Source organism: Pedobacter sp. KBW01, from assembly GCF_003852395.1.
Classification (GTDB): Bacteria; Bacteroidota; Bacteroidia; order Sphingobacteriales; family Sphingobacteriaceae; genus Pedobacter.
In genome coordinates, this window is sequence record NZ_QAJQ01000036.1 from 34,152 (window position 1) to 54,655 (window position 20,504).

Here is a 20,504-nt window from a genome sequence, read left to right on the forward strand (position 1 = left end):
ATCTAAGAAAAACGTTTCACATAAAACAAAAAACCCTTTCAGCTAACTGAAAGGGTTTTCGTTATTGAGATGCTGAAACAAGTTCAGCATTACGTTCACCTATTAAGCTTTTGGTGCAGCTGGTTTTTCAGGTCTTGGTAATAAAACCTTACGGGAAAGTTTCATTTTACCTTGTTTATCGATGTCTAACAATTTAACCTCGATTTTATCACCTTCTTTTAACACACCATCCATGGTTTCTAAACGTTCCCACGAAATTTCAGAGATGTGTAATAAACCATCTTTACCTGGCATTACTTCAACAAATGCTCCGAAAGGCATAATTGATTTTACTTTACCTTGGTAAATTTCGCCAATTTCTGGTTTAGCTACAATGTTACGGATACGGGTAACTGCTGCATCAATTGATGCTTTATTATCAGCAAATACCTCAACAATACCTTTTCCATCAACTTCTTCGATAGAGATTGATGCACCGGTTTCGCGTTGCATTTCCTGAATAATTTTACCTCCAGGGCCGATAATTGCACCAATAAATTCTTTATCGATAGTTAAAGAAACAATACGTGGAGCATGTGGTTTGTAATCCTCATTCGGCTGGCTGATGGTTTTCTTCATCTCGTTTAAGATGTGTAAACGACCATCTTTAGCCTGCAATAAAGCTTTTGTTAAAACCTCGTACGATAAACCATTGATTTTTAAGTCCATTTGACAAGCAACGATACCATTTTCAGTACCAGTTACTTTAAAGTCCATATCACCTAAATGATCTTCGTCACCTAAAATATCAGAAAGGATTGCATATTTACCAGTTTTCTCATCGGTAATTAAACCCATTGCAATACCCGAAACCGGAGATTTGATTTTAATACCAGCATCCATTAGCGCTAATGTACCAGCACACACAGTTGCCATTGATGATGAACCGTTTGATTCTAAAATATCAGATACAACACGGATGGTATAAGGATTTGCCTCACCTTGTGGCAATACTTTTTTCAAAGAGCGTTGTGCTAATGCACCGTGACCAATTTCGCGGCGACCTGCACCTCTGTTTGGTCTTACCTCACCAGTTGAAAAACCAGGGAAGTTATAGTGCAATAAGAATTTTTGGTAACCATTAAAGAAAGCACCATCAATCATTTGCTCATCATCTTTGCTACCTAAAGTAACTGAAGTTAAAGATTGAGTCTCGCCACGTGTAAATACAGCCGAACCGTGAGCAGCAGGTAAATAACCAACTTCACTCCAGATAGGACGAATTTCAGTAGTTTTACGACCGTCTAAACGAATACCTTCATCTAACAATAAATTTCTAATCGCATCGTACTGTACATCATGATAGTAATGTTTTGCCATTGCTTTAGTTAAATCAGCAGTATCTTCTGGCATTGCTTCGAAGAATTCGTTAATAATTGCTGTGAAACCAACTTTACGCTCATCTTTGTTCGAGCCAGATTTAGCTAATGCATAAACTTTATCGTAAGTATCGGCGTAAACTTTTGCTTTTAAATCAGCATCGTGATCTTCGTGGCTATATTCGCGTTTTACAGTTTTACCTGTAGCCTCTGTTAATTCAACCTGGATAGCACATTGTTTTTTAATTGCATCGTGTGCAAATTTCAATGCTTCAACCATTTCATCTTCCTGAATTTCATCGCACTCACCCTCAACCATACCGATATCGTTAGCCGAACCAGCAACCATAAACTCTAAAGTTGCACGCTCTAAATCACTGGCATATGGATTGATTACCAATTTACCATCGATTTTAGCAACACGTACTTCAGAAATCGGACCATTGAAAGGAATATCTGAAACTGATAATGCAGCCGATGCAGCTAAACCAGCTAAGCAATCAGGCATAATATTTTTATCAGCAGAAATTAATGAAATCATCACTTGAGTATCAGAGTGATAATCTGAAGGGAACATTGGACGCAAAGCCCTGTCAACCAAACGAGAGATTAAAACCTCGTAATCAGATAATCTTGCCTCACGACGTAAAAAGCCTCCTGGGATACGGCCTGTTGCTGCATATTTCTCCTGATAATCAACCGATAAAGGTAAAAAATCAGTACCTGGTTTAGCGCCCACTGTTGATACTACTGTTGCTAACAACATGGTATCGCCCATTTTTACTACAACCGAACCGTCAGCCTGTTTAGCCAGTTTACCAGTTTCAATTTCTACAATTCTGCCATCGCCCAAGTCGAACGATTTTTTTATTACATTCATTTAAATAGAATTATGGTGTGTTTTCCTCTTTCTACACACCGTTGTTTATATATGTTTTTGTTTTTGCAAACGAAGATAGAATTAAAAAATCTATCTATGATAATCCCCGTCATTTTTTTTTGAGGTAAAGTAAAAAGCCATTCCCTAAAGAATGGCTTTTCTGATAAACTTGCGCTTATTTTTGTTTAATGATATCACGCAACTGAAGAGTTTTGATGATAGCACGATAGCGCTCAATATCTTTTTTGTATAGGTAAGCCAAAATACCGCGGCGTTTACCTACCAATTTTTGAAGTGACAACTGTGTAGAGAAATCTTTACGATTTTTCTTTAAGTGTTCTGTTAAGTGCGCAATACGGTATGTGAATAACGCTACCTGACCTTCTGCAGAACCAGTGTTGGTTTCTACTTCGCCGTGTTGTTTAAAGATTTCGGCTTTCTTTTCTGGACTTAAATACATTTCTTGAATAATATTAAAGCAATAAAAATTAATTAATTGTGGCGCAAAGATAAAGTTATTTTTGGTTAAAAGCAAATGACAGTATGGATACTTTTTCAGCCCTTAATACCTTGATTATTAGCTTAAATATTTAATAGTTAATAAGAATGAATCCTAGAGTTTTTCTATTTTAGAACTTAGATACCATTAATACCAAGAGATGCGGAAACCGAAAGTTAGCAAAGAACCCAAATTATCATTAAACACCATTGTTGGAGTGTGCGCAGTTGTAACAAGTATTTGCGCAATAATTATAACACTATACCAAACCAGATTACAACGAATTCAGCAATATGCATCAGTAAAACCGCTGTTAATGAGCTATTCCAATAGCTTTTCTGATAAAATAAACACTAACGATCAATCTTATCATTACGAACTTCTGATTGCAAATCAAGGTTTAGGGCCGGCAATTGTATCTGATTATGCATTTTATTATAAGTCAAAACCCTATCAAAACATAGCCGATATTCTTAAACAAATAAAAACCGACCACAAACTGGATTCAACAAAAGCTGTACTGCTTACTAATTTATGGAAAAATGAAGTGCTACCAGTTGGAGAAAAATTAAGTTTAATCAAAATAGATGATGAACGTCTGGGGCCATTGGTCGAAAAGTCTGATATTAAAATAATGGTTCAATATGAATCGCTTTATGGGCAACAGTGGAGGTTTATGAGTAATGATAAATCCGGGCCGAAAGAAGTTGAATAACTTTTTCTTTTGAAAAGCTGTAACAAAAACTTTAAAAACGGCTTTAAAGTAAATACCTTACTTTTGCAGAAAACATTTACCCTTGGAAAAGAATCAATACAGCATCTTCGAAAGCGAATTACGTGTCCGTCCGGATGATATAGACATGTTCAACCACGTGCACAACAGTAAATATTTAGATTATGTGCTGGCTGCCCGTTACGAACAGATGGAAAGGTTTTACGGAATGCCTTGGGAACATTTTACCAAACTAGGGTTAGGCTGGGTGGTAAGCCGTGTTGATATCAATTTTAAACGCCCTCTATTGATGAACGACTTGATGCTGATCCGTACCGGAATTTTAACCATGCACGAAAAAGGTTGCTCGGTGCAGTTCGAAATCATCAATAAAAAAACTGGCAAGGTAGCTTCGGATGGCATTTTTGACTACGTATTGATTGACCTGAATACCAACAGAGGCTCTAAGGTTACTGAAGAGATGATCAAAGCTTACAGTATTTAAGGGCGATTACACAGATAAGAGTACTGAAAAAATAATCCGTGAGTTCCGTGCCTCCGTGGCAAATTAACCATCAACTAAAATAATCGTCCTCAAAATTTGACGTTTAGAATTTTTATTTATCTTTGATCTATCAAAAAGACCAGAGCCATGATAGTATCTGCAATCCGTTTGAGGTTCTAAACACCGAGGATTCCCTCCGATTTTAATTTTAGGTATATACGCGTAATGCGTATCATTTGGTTTATTCATTACATTTTAACTTTATTATATGTCACAGTCCATAAAGACAAAGGGCAAACTATCTTCTTTTTTCGAGCTGCTCGTGCAAGCTATAAAAGGTCACGAGGTCGATTTAACAGCTATCAGTATAAAAAGGGCCATTATTTTACTGGCCATCCCTATGATGCTGGAAATGGCTATGGAATCTGTTTTCGCGCTGGTTGATTTATATTTTGTTGGCCATTTGGAAAATAGTAGTAACGCTATACAAACCGTTGGCTTAACAGAATCTGTTTTAACTATTATTTATTCGCTCGCTATTGGTTTAAGTATGGCTGCCACAGCAGTTGTAGCCCGCAGAATAGGTGAGAAAAATCCTGAAGCTGCTTCAAAAGCAGGTATGCAAACTATTTTAATTGCCGTAAGCGTTAATCTCATTATCAGTATTTTAGGCTTAATTTATGCCCGCGATATTTTATTACTGATGGGCGCAAGTACGGTAACCGCCGATCATGGTACTCCTTTCGTACGCATTATGATGGGTGGTAGTCTTATTATTGTATTGCTGTTCTTAATTAATGGTATTTTCAGAGGTGCCGGAAATGCCGCCATTGCCATGCGAAGTTTATGGATCGCAAACATTGCAAATATTATCCTCTGCCCTATTTTCATCAACGGTTTTGGCCCGATACCTGCATTTGGTTTAACCGGCGCAGCCATTGCAACAACCATTGGCCGAGGTTTGGGTGTAACTTACCAGGTTTACAATCTTTTTAATGGTAAGAATGCATTAAAAATTATCATTAGTAATTTTATTCCCGATTGGGAGCAGATTAAGGCTATTGTAAAAATTGCCGTTCCTGGTATTTTGCAGTTTAGTATAGGTTCATGCAGTTATATTTTTCTTACAAGATTAGTTGCAACAACCGGAGGGCCAGATGGTTCGGCAGGATTTCAAACAGCTTTGAGATTAATGATGTTTTCTATATTGCCTGCATGGGGGCTTAGCAATGCTTCTGCGGCTCTTGTTGGGCAGAATCTAGGTGCTGGTCATTTAGATAGAGCTGAGAAATCAGTCTTTATAACAATGAAGTATATGGTCGGTTTTATGGCAATAATAAGTATACTTTCTCTGACATGCGGAAATTTATTTGCAGCGTTTTTTACATCAGATAAAAAGGTAATTGAAATCGCAAGTTATGCATTAAAAACACTAAGTATTGGCTTCATCATTTATGGATTGGGAATGGTACTTACTAGTGCATTTAATGGTGCCGGCGATACCTGGACACCTACAAAAATAAACGTTTTTGCCTTTTGGCTGTTTCAGATTCCCTTCGCTTACTTTTTGACCAGGTTTTTAGAGCTGGGCCCAACCGGAGTATTTATAGCTATACCAACCGCCGAAGCAGGAATTGCTGTAGCCGCTTACATCCTGTTTAAAAAAGGTAAATGGAAGAAAACGGTTGTTTAAACACTATAAGAAATTAAGAAGAGGCTATATCATAAATTAAATATAAATTATCAATCCAGAGTCTGTCGGAAAACCATGAATAAATGCCTTCCATAGTATTTTGATGTGTTTAACCAGATAAAATTGAAGTAATTTTATAACTAATGATACAGCCTCTCCTATCTTCCATTTTCCCCCTTACAATTTCCATTAAAAAGCATATCTTTGCGCAAAGATGAAGCATATACGTAATTTTTGCATTATTGCACATATCGACCATGGTAAAAGTACCCTGGCTGATAGGTTATTAGAATATACAGCGACGATTTCGCAGCGTGAAGCGCAGGCGCAATTGCTCGATAATATGGATTTAGAGCGTGAGAGAGGCATCACCATTAAAAGTCATGCCATACAAATGAACTATAAAGTTGGTGATATTGAATATAATTTCAACCTAATCGATACACCCGGACACGTAGATTTTTCATACGAAGTTTCGCGTTCTATTGCTGCCTGCGAAGGTGCGCTACTTATTGTAGATGCATCGCAAGGTATACAGGCCCAAACCATTTCTAACTTATATCTTGCTTTAGAGCACGATCTGGAAATTATTCCGATTTTAAATAAAATGGATTTACCGGGCGCAATGCCAGAAGAGGTAAAAGACCAGATTATTGATCTGATTGGCTGTAAACGTGAAGATATTATTCCTGCATCGGGTAAAACCGGAATGGGGATTCCTGATATTATCCAGGCAATTGTTGATCGTGTTCCAGCACCAGTTGGCGATCCGGAAGCACCTTTGCAAGCTTTAATCTTCGACTCCGTTTTCAACTCATTCAGGGGAATTATTGCTTACTACAAAGTAGTAAACGGAGAAATTAAAAAAGGTGATAAAGTAAAGTTCATCAATACTGGCAAAGAATACTTAGCTGACGAAGTTGGTATTTTAAAGTTAGATATGGCGCCACGTAATGTGGTTAAAACCGGAGATGTAGGCTACATTATTTCAGGAATTAAAGAAGCAAGAGAAGTAAAAGTTGGGGATACGATTACGACTACTGCAAGACCATCATTAGATGCCATTCAAGGATTTGAAGAGGTAAAACCAATGGTTTTTGCCGGTATTTATCCTGTTGATACCGATGAATTTGAAGAACTTCGTGAGGCCATGCACAAATTGCAGCTTAACGATGCCTCAATCGTTTTCGAACCTGAAAGCTCTGCAGCTTTGGGCTTTGGTTTCCGTTGCGGTTTCTTAGGCATGCTGCATATGGAGATTATCCAGGAACGTTTGGAGCGTGAATTCGATATGACGGTAATAACAACCGTTCCCAACGTATCTTACGTTGCGCACACTACCAAAGGCGACGAAATTTTTGTAAATAATCCATCTGATCTACCTGACCCAAGTAAATTGGATTCGGTTGAAGAACCTTATATCAAAGCCAATATCATTACTAAAGCTGATTTTGTTGGCCCTGTGATGTCACTTTGTATTCAGAAAAGAGGAACAATTGTAAATCAATCATACTTAACATCGGATCGTGTAGAATTGGTTTTCGAAATGCCAATGGGCGAAATTGTATTCGATTTTTATGATAAACTGAAAACAATTTCTAAAGGTTATGCATCCTTCGATTATCATCAGGTTGGTTACCGCAAATCTGATTTGGTTCGTTTAGATATGTTAATTAATGATGAACCTGTTGATGCTTTATCATCATTGATCCACCGTAGCAATGCTTACGATTTCGGAAAAAAAATCTGCGAGAAATTAAAGGAACTGATCCCACGTCAGCAGTTTGAAATTAAAATTCAGGCTTCTATCGGTGCCAAAGTTATTGCCCGTGAAACATTAAGTGCTTTGCGTAAAGATGTAACCGCCAAGTGTTATGGTGGTGATATTTCCCGTAAACGTAAGTTATTGGAGAAACAGAAAAAAGGTAAAAAACGTATGCGTCAGGTGGGTAACGTAGAGATTCCGCAAACGGCATTTATGGCAGTTTTGAAATTAGACTAAAAATAGAATCAAGTGTAAAGTATCAAGTTGCAAGCAACTGAAATCTTGATACTTTATACTTGCTACCCCGATATTTAAACATGAAACTATTAGACGGTAAATACGTATCAGAAAAAGTTAAAGTTCAGATTGCCGAAGAAGCAGCTGAGTTTTTGAATAAAACAGGGCGCAAGCCACATTTAGTTGCTATTTTAGTAGGTAACGATGGTGGCAGCGAAACTTATGTAGCGAGCAAGATGAAAAATTGTGAGAAGGTAGGTTTTAAATCTTCACTTCACCGTTATGATAACTCGGTTACAGAAGCAGAATTGCTGGCTAAAATTGAGGAAATTAACCAGGATGAAGATGTAGATGGCTTAATTGTACAATTGCCATTGCCAAAACACATCGACCCTGAAAAAGTTACTGAAAAGATCGATCACCGCAAAGATGTAGATGGTTTCCATCCGGTAAACCTGGGCAGAATGATGCGTAATTTACCATGCTTTATTCCGGCAACGCCTTACGGTATTTTGCTAATGTTACAGGAATACAATATCGATACAACCGGTAAACATTGTGTTGTGGTTGGCCGCAGTAATATTGTGGGCAGTCCTATGAGTATTTTAATGGCCCGAAATGCAAATCCTGGAAACTGTACTGTAACACTTACCCACTCGCGCACCAAAGATCTAAAAGAACAGGTTTTACAGGCCGATATCGTAATAGCTGCTATTGGTAAAAAGAACTTTGTTACAGCCGATATGGTTAAGCCGGGCGCCATTATTATCGATGTGGGCATTAACCGAGAAAATTCTTCGGAAACTAAATCAGGCTTTAAACTATATGGTGATGTTGACTTTGATAATGTTGCACCAATATCATCGTACATTACCCCGGTACCAGGCGGCGTAGGCTTAATGACCATTGTGGGTTTATTGAAAAATACTCTGGCATCAGCAAGGAAAGAGATTTATTCTTAAAGGTAGAAGGTTATAAGGTGGAGGACTCAACGTCCAAAAAATATAGAAAAGCGGTTCATTGTTGGATCGCTTTTTTTGTTTAGCGATATGCGATTGGTGATTAGCGTTTGATGATTACTTCCCCATTTGTACTGTACTCTAATAGAAAGGCGACCTGATTAAAATGTTATTCTCACATAAAAGATCCTGAAACAAGTTCAGAATGACGTATCTCACTGGTTCGTTATTGCGATAATGAATGAACTTATGGTTAGTAAACTATTGATAAATTGAGCATAAGCGGCCGCTAGGAACAATTAACCCATAAAACAGGGAGTTGGGTGTTGTGAGTTTGGAGTTTGGAGTCAGTTAACCTATTTAAACAATTAACCAGTTAACCTACTAATGAACAAGTGAACCAATTAACCCCACAACTTGCTCCACCAGCTTTCTTCAAAGCCAATGTACAAGCCATCCTCCCGCAATTCGGTTGGATAGATGCGAATGTAATCTCCCTGCCCTTCTGCTCCTCTTCCGGTTTCGAGGCTGTACTCATAACGGTGAATGGGACAAATTAAATGCCCGTTTTTACACCAGCCCCCGCTAAAATGTCCGCCTGCATGTGGACAATGTGATTGGGTAGCGATAAGCTTGTCTTCATTATTGATTACACAGATCTGTTTGCCACCAATCGAAATGGTTTTAATGTCGTCGGCTGGTGGAATCTGATTGTTATTTAAGGCTTTAAACCACTTCATACAGCTAAAATACGGCAAATAAATATCAGTATTATTTCATCTTTCTATTAAATTTCGAAATAGGAACTGCTTCCCCATATTTTTTTAAGATATTTGCATCCTCAAAAATGAAACAAGACATTCCAGAAGACGGCACATTACTTCCTTTAATGGAAGAATTTTACACCATACAGGGCGAAGGATTTAACACTGGCAAAGCGGCATATTTTATCCGTTTGGGCGGTTGCGATGTGGGTTGCCACTGGTGCGATGTTAAAGAAAGCTGGGATGCCGAAATGCACCCGCTAACCGCTTCGGATGTTATTGTAGAAAATGCCGACCGCTTTCCGGGTAAAGCCGTTGTAATTACCGGTGGTGAGCCTTTAATTTACAACCTCGATTACCTGACCAATAAGCTGAAAGAAAGAGGCATACTAACCTTTATTGAAACCTCTGGTGCCTACCCGCTATCTGGCAACTGGGACTGGATCTGTTTATCGCCCAAAAAATTTAAAGCACCAAGGCCAGACATTACCCCTTTTGCCAACGAGCTGAAAGTAATCGTTTTCAATAAAAGCGATTTTAAATGGGCAGAAGAATATGCCGCAATGGTATCGCCGGGCTGTAAGCTTTATCTCCAGCCCGAATGGTCAAAATCCAAGGAAATTACACCAATGATTATCGACTATGTGATGGCCAATCCGAAGTGGGAAATTTCTTTACAAACACACAAATTTTTAAATATTCCTTAAAAACGATACATTAGCTTTATAACCAAATGTTAATGTATGAGGTTTTGTCTGTTCCTATGTTTTAGTTTTTTGAGCTTTTGTGCATTTGCGCAAGGCTCGGGCAATAAAAAAGCACAAAATTCTTTTGAGAACGCAGGTGCCGCAATCCAAAAGCAGGATTTCGCAGGTGCTGAACAGTTACTGAAAAATGCCGTTGAAAGCGATCCGCTATTCCAGAATGCCTATATTGTTCTGGCTGGGGTTTACAAAATCCAACGGAAATATCTCGAAGCTAAAGGCGCTTATCAAAAAGCCATACTTGTTAATAAAAGCGTAAAACCTGAGGTTATTTTTGGCCTGGCAGAAACTGAGTTTGCTACACAGGATTATACTAAGGCAAAACAAGATTTCGACACCTTTTTGGCTCTCGATGCTTCATCTGAACGTGCTAAAAAAGCAAAGAAATACTTACTGGATTGCGATTTCGCTATTTCAGCAGTTAAAAAACCGGTAAAATATATACCAACCAATCTCGGTGAAGGGGTGAATACAACAGATGCCGAGTATTTCCCTGCGTTGACTGCAGATGGCGAAACCTTAATATTTACCCGACAGGTTAATGGCAACGAAGATTTCTGGACTTCACAATTCAAAAATAATACCTGGACTAAAGCTACGCCCTTATCGGCCAAAATAAATACCGAACGCTATAACGAAGGTGCACAAACCATTTCACCTGATGGCAAATACCTTTTTTTTACGGGCTGTAACCGCCCTGACGGATTGGGCAGATGCGACATTTATGTTTCGCACCGTGAAGGCAAAGACTGGGGCGAGCCTTACAATGTAGGTAAGCCTGTAAACTCCGAATATTGGGAGTCGCAACCTGCCATTAGCCCTGATGGTAGAACCTTGTATTTCATCAGCAACCGACCTGGTGGTTCTGGTGGTTACGATATATGGAAAAGCACCATTACTGATGACGCTAAGTGGGGGCCTGCAGTGAACCTTGGTCCGGATATTAATACCGCATATGATGAAAATACACCTTTCTTACATGTAGATGGAAAAACCCTCTATTTTTCATCAGACGGATGGCCGGGTTTTGGCAACAAGGATATTTACTACAGCCGCATGGATGACAGCGGAAAATGGCAGAAACCATTTAATATTGGCTACCCCATTAATTCGTTCGATGATGAGAGTGGTTTAGTTGTAAGTGCCGACGGAAACTTTGGTTTGTTTTCGTCGAATTTAAAGAACGGCTTTGGTGCGCAAGACATTTACAGTTTTGGGATTCCGGAGCAAGCCAGGCCGGCAAAAATTACCTATGTTAAAGGCGTAGTAAGAGATAAGGACACTAAAAAAACCATTGAAAGTAACGTTCAGGTAATCGATCTTAAAACCAATAAGACCGTTTTTGATGACTACACCGATCCTGAAACGGGCGAATTTCTCGCGGTAATGCCCATAGGGAGCGACTATTTGTTTAACGTAAACGCTGAAGGTTACCTGTTTTATTCAGAAAATTTCGAACTAAAAGCAGCTGATATTAGCAAACCCTACCAGATAGCGGTAGAGATTGAAAAAATAAAACAGGGCGGTAACGTAACCCTTCGCAATATATTTTTCGACACCAATAAATTTAACCTGCTGCCTGCTTCTATCCGCGAGCTCGATTTATTAATTGAGTTCCTGCATCAAAATGAATCGGTTAACATCGAAATTCAAGGACATACTGATAATGTTGGCGATGATAAGCTGAATGAGAAATTATCGTTTAATCGGGCAAATGCAGTGTACGATTACCTGATTAAAAACCAGATTGATACCAAAAGGCTTACTTTTAAAGGCTTGGGTGCAAGCAAGCCAATTGCTGATAATAAAACTGAACTGGGCAGAAAAAATAACAGGAGAACCTCTTTCGTGATTACGAAGGTTTAATATTTTAAGTTGTGATTCTGAATGTAGTGAAGAATCTCCCTCAAATGAAAACACATCCACAAAAGATGCTTCATTGCATTCAGCATATAAAAATCGCGAAATCACATCGCTATAGCTTTAAGACCCCACCTGCACGGGAATGACTGTCTAAATTCGCTAGAGGTGGGTGTCTCTTTAATAAATACCACGCCACGTTTCCAGTCATCTCCCGCTTTAAACCTCAGGTTTACTTCTTCAAAAAGTACTATGAAAAAGTACATTGAAGCCAAGCAGCTTTACGTCGACAAACATAAATCCAACCAGGCTTACATAATATTTCCCCTCCCAACTATCAAATTCAGTATTAGGCGGTAAATACTTTAAAAGAATTTCCTTATCTACAGCATACTGTGCAAGTGCAAGCTTACTCCCTCTGCAGTTAAGAAAACTCCTTTGTTTGAAACCATTACAAAACCGCTTGTCTGATACGGATCAGTTTGGTTAAAGTTTCTTCAAGCAAATCTAAATGCAGCATATTGGCTCCATCAGATTTGGCATTAGCCGGATCGGGATGTGTTTCGATGAACAGGCCATCGGCACCAACGGCAATGGCTGCTTTAGCAATGGTCGAAATTAATTCGGGTTTACCACCAGTAACACCGCTGCTTTGGTTGGGTTGCTGCAAGCTATGGGTACAATCCATCACCACGGGTACGCCAAAACTTTGCATTTCGGGTAAACCGCGATAATCAACTATTAAATCCTGATAACCAAAGGTATTTCCTCTGTCGGTTAAAATCACTCTATCATTACCGGCTTCTTTAATTTTCTCCACTGCAAATTTCATCGAACCAGCTGATAAAAACTGGCCTTTTTTTACGTTAACTACTTTGCCAGTTTGGGCTGCTGCAATTAACAAATCGGTTTGGCGACATAAAAATGCCGGAATCTGCAATACATCTACATAAGCTGCTGCCATAGCCGCTTCATCACTTTCGTGAATATCGGTTACTGTAGGCACACCAAATTCGCGGCCAACCCTTTCCAAAATCCTTAAAGCCTTTTCATCGCCAATGCCTGTAAATGAACTGCCTTTGCTCCTGTTAGCTTTGCGGTAAGAACCTTTAAAAATATAAGGAATTTTAAGTTTATCGGTTATGGTAATAATCTTCTCTGCAATGCGCATGGCAATTTCTTCGCCTTCAATAGCACATGGACCAGCCATTAAAAAGAAATTCCCTGAATCTGTATTTTTTATTTTATCTAAATAGTTAAGCATGTAAAATGGATGATGTGTGATGGAAGATGTAAAATGGATAATAGACAAGAAGATGGGAAAAATAACTGGATACATGATCCATATTACCTTTCCCATCTTCATTAATTCCCTAGTTCTGACATGAATTTAATGCGCATCAATTGAATTTCTTCGCGCGTGTAGTCTGTTTCGCCTAGCTCGTTTAAGGCTTCATCAATAGAATCGCTTTCTGCAGCCCTGAAATAATCAAAAACTTCATCCTGTCTGTCGTCATCAATTACTTCATCAATGAAATAATTCAGGTTGAGCTTTGTTCCGGAGTTTACAATCGATTCTACTTCTTTAAGGATTTCCTCGTAGGTAATACCTTTTGAATCGGCAATATCTTCGAGGCCAATCTGCCGATCTATATTCTGGATGATGGAAACTTTCATTTGCGATTTATTGGCCTGGGTTTTAATAATCAGGTCAATCGGGCGCTCAATGTCGTTATCCTCTACATATTTTTTAATCAGTTCAATAAACGGCGTTCCGAATTTCATTGCCTTTCCTGAACCTACACCAGAAATCTGACGAAGTTCATCCATAGCGATGGGATAATGCGTACACATTTCCTCCAGCGAAGGATCCTGGAATACCACGAACGGTGGAACGTTTTTCTGCTTAGCGATTTTTTTACGTAAATCTTTCAGCAACGATAAGAGGTGCGTATCTAAAGCACTTGTGCCTTGCTTAACATCATCATCATCATCGTCGGCACCACTTTCAATCGGCTCGTTTAAAATAAACTTCAGGCTGTAAGGGTTAACAATAAAATCTTTTCCCTGCCTGGTTAATTTTAATAAACCATAATTATCGATATCCTTAAAAAGGAAATTATTTAACACTGCCTGGCGTACAATCGATTTCCACATCAGTTCGCCATCTTCTTTACCGATACCGAACTCAGGTACTTTGCTATGCTCATAAGCAATGGTCTGGGCAGTTTCTAAACCTAAGAAAACATTCAATAAATGGGCATCATCAAACTTCTCGCCTGTTTTCTCTATGAATTTTAAAAGGGTAGACAATTGATTTTCAGCATCAAATTGCTTTTTAGGCTTCTTGCAGTTATCGCACATGCAATTACAGCCTGTTTCGTTAAAGTTTTCGCCAAAATAATGCAAAATCTGTTTACGGCGACAAACGCCCGATTCGGCATAATCAATTACTTCTTTTAATATCTGTGTACCAATTTCCCTTTCAGAAACCGGTTTATCTTTCATAAACTTAGCAAGCTTATCTACATCTTTTTGCGAGTAGAAAGCAATACAAACCCCTTCGCCGCCATCACGTCCGGCCCTACCTGTTTCCTGGTAATAGCCTTCCATGCTTTTAGGCACATCGTGGTGAATTACAAAACGTACATCCGGTTTATCGATCCCCATACCAAAGGCAATAGTGGCTACAATCACCTCGGCATCTTCCATTAAAAATTTATCCTGTGTTTCTGCCCTCACCTTAGGGTCTAAACCTGCGTGGTATGGCAAAGCACTAATGCCGTTTAAGTTTAAAGCTTCGGCAACTTCCTCTACTTTTTTACGGCTTAAACAGTAAATAATCCCAGATTTACCGGGATTGGATTTAATGTACTTGATAATCTCTTTGGTAATATCGCGCTTGGGGCGGATTTCGTAAAACAGGTTCGGCCTGTTAAATGATGATTTAAACAGGGTAGCTTCTGTCATCCCCAGGTTCTTCATAATATCCTGCTGCACTTTTGGTGTAGCGGTAGCCGTTAAAGCTATAATTGGAATATTATTGCCCAAACCAGCGATAACCTGTTTTATTTTACGGTATTCAGGCCTGAAATCGTGCCCCCATTCAGAGATACAGTGTGCTTCATCTACCGCAACGAAAGAGATTTTAATCAGATTTAGAAATTCAATATTATCTTGCTTTGCTAGCGATTCAGGTGCAACATACAATAATTTGGTCTGACCGCTTAAGAGATCAGATTTAACTTGCGTAATTTCAGATTTATTGAGAGATGAATTCAGAAAATGAGCGATACTGTCATTTCCACCAAAAGCCCGCAATTGGTCTACCTGGTTTTTCATTAATGCAATTAACGGAGAAATAACAATTGCCGTCCCTTCGCTCATTAAAGCTGGTAACTGATAGCAAATCGACTTTCCTCCGCCTGTTGGCATAATAACAAATGTGTTATTGCCTTCTAAAATATTTGTTATGATCGACTCCTGATCACCCTTGAAATTGTCAAACCCGAAGAAATTTTGTAGGTTATCAAATAACGACTTTTTCACGTCCATTTTGTGTAATAAAATATGCGATGCTATTTTTCTATCCAAAATAACATAATTTTACAAGAATTTCAAGTATTAACAGACAATTATTTTCTCTTTGAAAAGTAAAAAATCAATTATACAATCGGCTGTAAGCACTTTAGAGCTCGAAGCAGCAGCAATATTAAACGTTGCCAGAAATATTAATGACGATTTTGAAAAAGTCGTAACCAGCATTTTACACTGCAAAGGCCGGGTGATTGTAACCGGAATTGGCAAAAGTGCAATTATTGCCCAAAAAATTGTGGCCACCTTTAATTCAACCGGTACACCAGCTATATTTATGCATGCTGCCGATGCCATTCACGGCGATTTGGGCATGATCCAGATAGACGATGTAATTATCTGCCTTTCAAAAAGCGGCAACACGCCCGAAATTAAAGTACTTGTTCCCTTACTCAAAACTTCGGGTAACCTTTTAATTGGTATGGTAGGTGAATTAGGCTCTTTCCTGGCCGAACAGGCAGATCTGATTCTGAACACTGCTTTCGAAAAAGAGGCTTGTCCGCATAATCTGGCTCCCACTACCAGTACCACTGCACAACTTGCCCTGGGTGATGCCCTGGCTATTTGCCTGCTCGAATGCCGTGAGTTTAATGAAGCAGATTTTGCGAAATACCACCCTGGTGGATCCTTAGGTAAAAAGCTGTATCTAAAAGCGAGAGACCTGGCCCTATCCAACGAAAAACCATCTATTTCACCCACAGCATCGGTAAAAGATGTACTGATCGAAATTAGTAAAAACCGTTTAGGCGCCGTAGCTGTTGTAGATAACAACAACCATATACTTGGGGTAATTACCGACGGCGATATTAGGAGGATGTTGGAAAACAACAATACAATTGAAAATTTAAAAGCCGAAGATATTATGGGCAAAACACCCAAAAGCATCCAACATGATGCTTTGGCAGTGGATGCCCTGGAGATTATCAAACAAAATAACATAACACAGTTGTTAGTTCTGGAACAAAACACTTACTTTGGCATCATCCATTTGCACGACCTCTTAAACGAGGGGATTGTGTAATTTTAAAACATAAAATGAATAAAGATTATTATGCCTTAATTATGGCCGGCGGCGTAGGAAGCCGTTTTTGGCCGGTAAGCAGAACAGAATATCCAAAACAATTTATTGATTTCTTTGGCATTGGTAAAACACTGATACAAAGTACTTATGACAGATTTTTAAAAATCTGCCTACCTGAGAATATTTTTATTGTTACCAACGAGATTTATGTAGATCTGGTAAAAGAACAACTGCCGCAGTTAAGCGAAAACCAAATATTAGCAGAGCCATTACTTAGAAATACGGCACCATGCATTGCCTACGGAAGTTTTAAAATTGCTGAGTTAAACCCCAATTCTACCATTGTAGTTGCTCCTTCCGATCATACCATTGGCAATATGGACGAGTTTATAAAATCGATAGAACAATCTTTAGATGCAGCATCGAAAAATGATTGCTTGATTACTTTAGGCATTAAGCCAAATCGTCCAGATACGGGATACGGATACATACAACACACTGATTATGTGCTAAATACCGATACAGATTTACACAAGGTTAAAACATTTACAGAAAAACCCAACCTCGAACTGGCCAAATCATTTATTCAAAGTGGCGATTTTTTATGGAATGCGGGAATTTTCATATGGTCATCAAAAGCCATTCTGAAAGCTTTTGAGAAACACTTGCCCGATATGTATGAAATATTCAATCTGGGCAGGGCTGACATGAACACAGCAGGTGAAAAAGAGTTTATCAACAATGCTTATTTTCAGTGTACTAACATCTCTATAGATTTTGGCATTATGGAAAAAGCCGAAAATGTATATGTGCTTCCCTCCGATTTTGGCTGGTCTGACTTAGGTACCTGGGCTTCGATTTACGAAATGGCCGAAAAAGATTACGTTGGAAATGCAGTTATCCCGTCAGAACAGGTTATTATGTTCGATTCTTCGAACTGTATGGTAAATGTACCAAAAGATAAGCTGGTGATTATGCAGGGTTTGCACGATTATATTGTAGTAGAAAACAACAATATGCTAATGATTTGCCCAAGAAACGAAGAACAACGTGTTAAAGAATTCGTTGCAGAAGTAAAATCGCGTTTTGGCAATAAATTCATTTAAAGATGTAACATGGACGATGTAAGATGGATGATGTAGCATAGTTCCGCATCCCCCATCTTACATTTTCCATCATACATCCATCTTACATTAAATGCTTCTTTGTCTGATCGCTTCGTATATAATTACGCCTGCCGATACAGAAACATTCAAAGATTCGATTTTGCCGGCCATTGGTATTTTAGCCAGATGATCTGCAACCCTTAACAAATCGTTCGAAATCCCTTCATCTTCCGAGCCCATTACAATTGCTGTTGGCATGGTATAATCAGGCGCATATATTAAATCGTTTGTTTTTTCTGTACAGGCTACAATCTGTAAGCCACTCTCTTGTAAAAACAAGCAGGTTTTGTGCAAGTTGGCATGGCGGCAGATGGGAATGCTGAACAGGGCTCCGGCCGATGTTTTAATGGCATCAGCATTAATCTGTGCAGCATTTTTTAATGGCACCACGATGGCATGAACACCCGCACAGGATGCCGTCCGTGCAATAGCGCCCATATTGCGTACATCAGTTACGCTATCTAAAATCAAAATTAAAGGTACCTCTCCTTTTTCAAAAATGGCAGGTACAATGTCTTCAATATTTTGATAGGTAATTGGCGAAATTACCGCAATAATGCCCTGGTGGTTTTTCTGCGACATCCGGTTCAGTTTCTCAATAGGAACTGAATTTAAAGGGATTAAGGTATCTTTTAAAAGTGCTTTCAACTCCAGAAATAATTCGCCCCCAAGGCCACGTTGCTGATAAATGGTTTCAATATCCCTTCCAGCTTTAACAGCTTCTATAACAGCCCTGATACCAAATACAAACTCATTATTCTCTTTTGCGCGTTGCGGTCTTCTAAAATTATCCATGTTCTAAAATTGTTAGGCAAAAGTATTCAAATAAAATGTTTTAGCCCTCATCTATGTTATTCTTATTCACATTTAATTGTTCAAAAAAAAAAATGTTTCCTAAAACCCATAAAAAAATCAATATGATTATGCTTCAATTTGTTAACAAAGAGCTAGTAACTTATTCAAACAAGCCCATCAAAATTTAACTACTTTTGTGGAATGAGTAACGATAATGAACAAGGCGGAAAAAATAGCTTCGCTGCCCGAAAGAGCAGACTGAGCAATACAGTAAGTTCGATGGGAAAAATCCCACCACAGGCATTAGACTTGGAAGAGGCAGTTTTGGGAGCACTCATGCTCGAAAAAGATGCCCTATCAGCTGTAATTGATGTTTTAAAACCGGATGTTTTTTACAATATCGCCCATCAAAAGATTTTTGAGGCCATCCACGTTTTGTTCCAAAAATCGAAACCAGTAGATATTTTAACCGTTACTTCAGAATTGCGTACCATGGGTGCGTTAGAAATTGTGGGTGGTGCATATTATATTACCAGTTTAACTAACCGGGTTGCTTCGGCCGCAAACATCGAATTTCATGCCCGTATCATTTCTCAGAAATATATTCAGCGTGAGCTCATCAGAATATCGACTGAAATTATTACCAATGCCTACGAAGATACTACTGATATTTTCGATTTACTGGACCAGGCAGAAAAAGGACTTTTTGAAATTGCCCAGAATAACCTGCGAAGAGATACGCAGAAAATGGAGGATATCATTAAGCAGTCGTTAGCATCGCTTGAAGAATTAAGAACAAAAACAGATGGTTTAACTGGTGTTCCAACTGGTTTTACCGGATTAGACAGAATTACCGGGGGCTGGCAAAAACAGGATCTGGTAATTATTGCTGCGCGTCCGGCGATGGGAAAAACCGCATTCGTACTTACCTGCGCACGCAATGCAACGGTTGATTTTGCCAAACCATGTGTGGTGTTCTCGCTTGAGATGTCGTCTGTTCAGTTGGTTAATCGTCTTATTTCAGGAGAAGCCGAAATTGAGCAGGAAAAAATCAGAAAGGGAAATTTACAGGAGTGGGAATGGCAACAGCTGCACAGCAAAATTGGCCGCTTAACCGAAGCTCCCCTATTAATTGATGATACACCTGCACTGAATATTTTTGAGTTCAGGGCTAAATGTCGGAGGCTAAAATCGCAGTACGATATTCAATTGGTAATTGTCGATTACTTGCAGTTAATGCACGGTAAAGGCGAAGGTAAAGGTGGCGGTAACCGTGAGCAGGAAATCGGTAGTATTTCAAGGGCACTAAAATCTGTTGCTAAAGAGCTAGATGTACCGGTACTGGCACTATCACAGTTAAGTCGTGCGGTAGAGAGTAGACCTGGTTTACAGGGAAAAAGGCCAATGTTATCCGATTTACGTGAATCGGGTTCAATTGAGCAGGATGCGGATATGGTATTGTTCTTATACCGTCCTGAATATTACGGTATCACCGAAGATGAGCAAGGAAGATCGCAAGCAGGTATTGGTGAGGTAATTATTGCCAAGCACCGTAACGGTGAAACCGGTATTGTACCACTTAAATTCGTAGGTAAGTTTGTTAAGTTCCAGGATCTGGAAGATGATTTTAACGCACCGCCGAGTTCTTTTGCAGCTGATCCGTCAGCCGGAATGTATCCATCTCAAGATTTTGAAAAACAAAGCAACGTAATCATCCGTCCTTCAAAAATGGATGATTACAGTGATGATGATCCACCGTTTTAATAATCAGTTGTCATCCTCAGCCTCCCGATGAATCGGGATAGGTAGTCGAAAGAGCCGGTTAACTAAATCAAACTATGATCCTTGTAATCAGGATCACACTATAAATATAAAGGCCTCTATTCTTATAGAATACAGGCCTTTATCGTTTTTAACCATACACTTAATTAC

Annotated in this window: 17 protein-coding genes; 10 read left to right on the forward strand and 7 right to left on the reverse strand. The window is 38.9% G+C overall.

The features are described 5' to 3' along the window. Positions 1-102 precede the first annotated feature (102 nt). Together pnp and rpsO are read right to left on the reverse strand one after the other, a co-directional pair. Positions 103-2,238: a polyribonucleotide nucleotidyltransferase gene (gene pnp / locus DBR40_RS24930; protein WP_124562448.1), complete on the reverse strand. Its 2,136-nt coding sequence runs from the start codon at positions 2,236-2,238 to the stop codon at positions 103-105. A 175-nt stretch (positions 2,239-2,413) separates the two neighbouring features. Next, the gene (rpsO, locus tag DBR40_RS24935) at positions 2,414-2,698 is read right to left on the reverse strand and encodes a 30S ribosomal protein S15 (RefSeq protein WP_047797868.1); all 285 of its coding nucleotides are present in this window, start codon (positions 2,696-2,698) and stop codon (positions 2,414-2,416) included. 355 nt (positions 2,699-3,053) lie between these two features. On the opposite strand from rpsO, the gene DBR40_RS24940 reads away from it, so the two are divergent. From DBR40_RS24940 to DBR40_RS24960, 5 genes are all read left to right on the forward strand, one after another. Continuing rightward, positions 3,054-3,452 carry a hypothetical protein gene (locus DBR40_RS24940; protein ID WP_124562449.1) on the forward strand — a complete coding sequence of 133 codons (399 nt, stop codon included), beginning with the start codon at positions 3,054-3,056 and terminating at the stop codon, positions 3,450-3,452. An 82-nt stretch (positions 3,453-3,534) separates the two neighbouring features. Beyond that, entirely contained in the window at positions 3,535-3,954 is a 420-nt protein-coding gene (locus DBR40_RS24945) for an acyl-CoA thioesterase (RefSeq protein WP_124562450.1), read from the forward strand. A gap of 268 nt (positions 3,955-4,222) precedes the next feature. Beyond that, entirely contained in the window at positions 4,223-5,647 is a 1,425-nt protein-coding gene (locus tag DBR40_RS24950) for an MATE family efflux transporter (RefSeq protein ID WP_124562451.1), read from the forward strand. Between the two features lie 214 nt (positions 5,648-5,861). Continuing rightward, positions 5,862-7,649: a translation elongation factor 4 gene (gene lepA / locus DBR40_RS24955; protein ID WP_124562452.1), complete on the forward strand. Its 1,788-nt coding sequence runs from the start codon at positions 5,862-5,864 to the stop codon at positions 7,647-7,649. 80 nt (positions 7,650-7,729) lie between these two features. After that, positions 7,730-8,611: a bifunctional 5,10-methylenetetrahydrofolate dehydrogenase/5,10-methenyltetrahydrofolate cyclohydrolase gene (locus DBR40_RS24960; protein WP_124562453.1), complete on the forward strand. Its 882-nt coding sequence runs from the start codon at positions 7,730-7,732 to the stop codon at positions 8,609-8,611. Between the two features lie 401 nt (positions 8,612-9,012). On the opposite strand, the gene DBR40_RS24965 is transcribed toward DBR40_RS24960, so the two are convergent. Continuing rightward, a complete protein-coding gene (locus DBR40_RS24965; RefSeq protein WP_124562454.1) occupies positions 9,013-9,348 on the reverse strand; it encodes a Rieske (2Fe-2S) protein in 336 nt (111 codons plus the stop codon). Positions 9,349-9,455: 107 nt separating this feature from the next. Between DBR40_RS24965 and DBR40_RS24970 the strand changes: the two genes are divergently transcribed. Beyond that, positions 9,456-10,079 (forward strand): 7-carboxy-7-deazaguanine synthase QueE, encoded by a 624-nt coding sequence (locus DBR40_RS24970; protein WP_124562455.1) that lies wholly within the window; start codon positions 9,456-9,458, stop codon positions 10,077-10,079. A 36-nt stretch (positions 10,080-10,115) separates the two neighbouring features. After that, positions 10,116-12,002, forward strand: coding sequence for an OmpA family protein (locus tag DBR40_RS24975; RefSeq protein WP_124562456.1), 1,887 nt, complete (start codon positions 10,116-10,118; stop codon positions 12,000-12,002). A gap of 234 nt (positions 12,003-12,236) precedes the next feature. On the opposite strand, the gene DBR40_RS27330 is transcribed toward DBR40_RS24975, so the two are convergent. The 3 genes from DBR40_RS27330 to recQ all read right to left on the reverse strand — a co-directional run bounded on the left by DBR40_RS27330 (position 12,237) and on the right by recQ (position 15,551). Continuing rightward, on the reverse strand, positions 12,237-12,371 hold the full coding sequence (locus DBR40_RS27330; RefSeq protein WP_199748423.1) for a DUF2071 domain-containing protein: 135 nt from the start codon (positions 12,369-12,371) through the stop codon (positions 12,237-12,239). A 76-nt stretch (positions 12,372-12,447) separates the two neighbouring features. Further along, entirely contained in the window at positions 12,448-13,260 is an 813-nt protein-coding gene (gene kdsA / locus DBR40_RS24985) for a 3-deoxy-8-phosphooctulonate synthase (protein ID WP_124562457.1), read from the reverse strand. 101 nt (positions 13,261-13,361) lie between these two features. Continuing rightward, positions 13,362-15,551, reverse strand: a complete 2,190-nt coding sequence (gene recQ / locus DBR40_RS24990) for a DNA helicase RecQ (RefSeq protein WP_124562472.1) — start codon at positions 15,549-15,551, stop codon at positions 13,362-13,364. 91 nt (positions 15,552-15,642) lie between these two features. On the opposite strand from recQ, the gene DBR40_RS24995 reads away from it, so the two are divergent. Continuing rightward, entirely contained in the window at positions 15,643-16,611 is a 969-nt protein-coding gene (locus DBR40_RS24995; protein WP_124562458.1) for an SIS domain-containing protein, read from the forward strand. A gap of 14 nt (positions 16,612-16,625) precedes the next feature. Then, positions 16,626-17,717, forward strand: coding sequence for a mannose-1-phosphate guanylyltransferase (locus DBR40_RS25000; protein ID WP_124562459.1), 1,092 nt, complete (start codon positions 16,626-16,628; stop codon positions 17,715-17,717). Between the two features lie 87 nt (positions 17,718-17,804). On the opposite strand, the gene rlmB is transcribed toward DBR40_RS25000, so the two are convergent. Further along, complete coding sequence (gene rlmB / locus DBR40_RS25005) at positions 17,805-18,572, reverse strand: 23S rRNA (guanosine(2251)-2'-O)-methyltransferase RlmB (protein ID WP_124562460.1); 768 nt, start codon at positions 18,570-18,572, stop codon at positions 17,805-17,807. A gap of 201 nt (positions 18,573-18,773) precedes the next feature. On the opposite strand from rlmB, the gene dnaB reads away from it, so the two are divergent. Continuing rightward, the gene (dnaB, locus tag DBR40_RS25010) at positions 18,774-20,336 is read left to right on the forward strand and encodes a replicative DNA helicase (protein ID WP_124562461.1); all 1,563 of its coding nucleotides are present in this window, start codon (positions 18,774-18,776) and stop codon (positions 20,334-20,336) included. Positions 20,337-20,504: the final 168 nt, after the last annotated feature.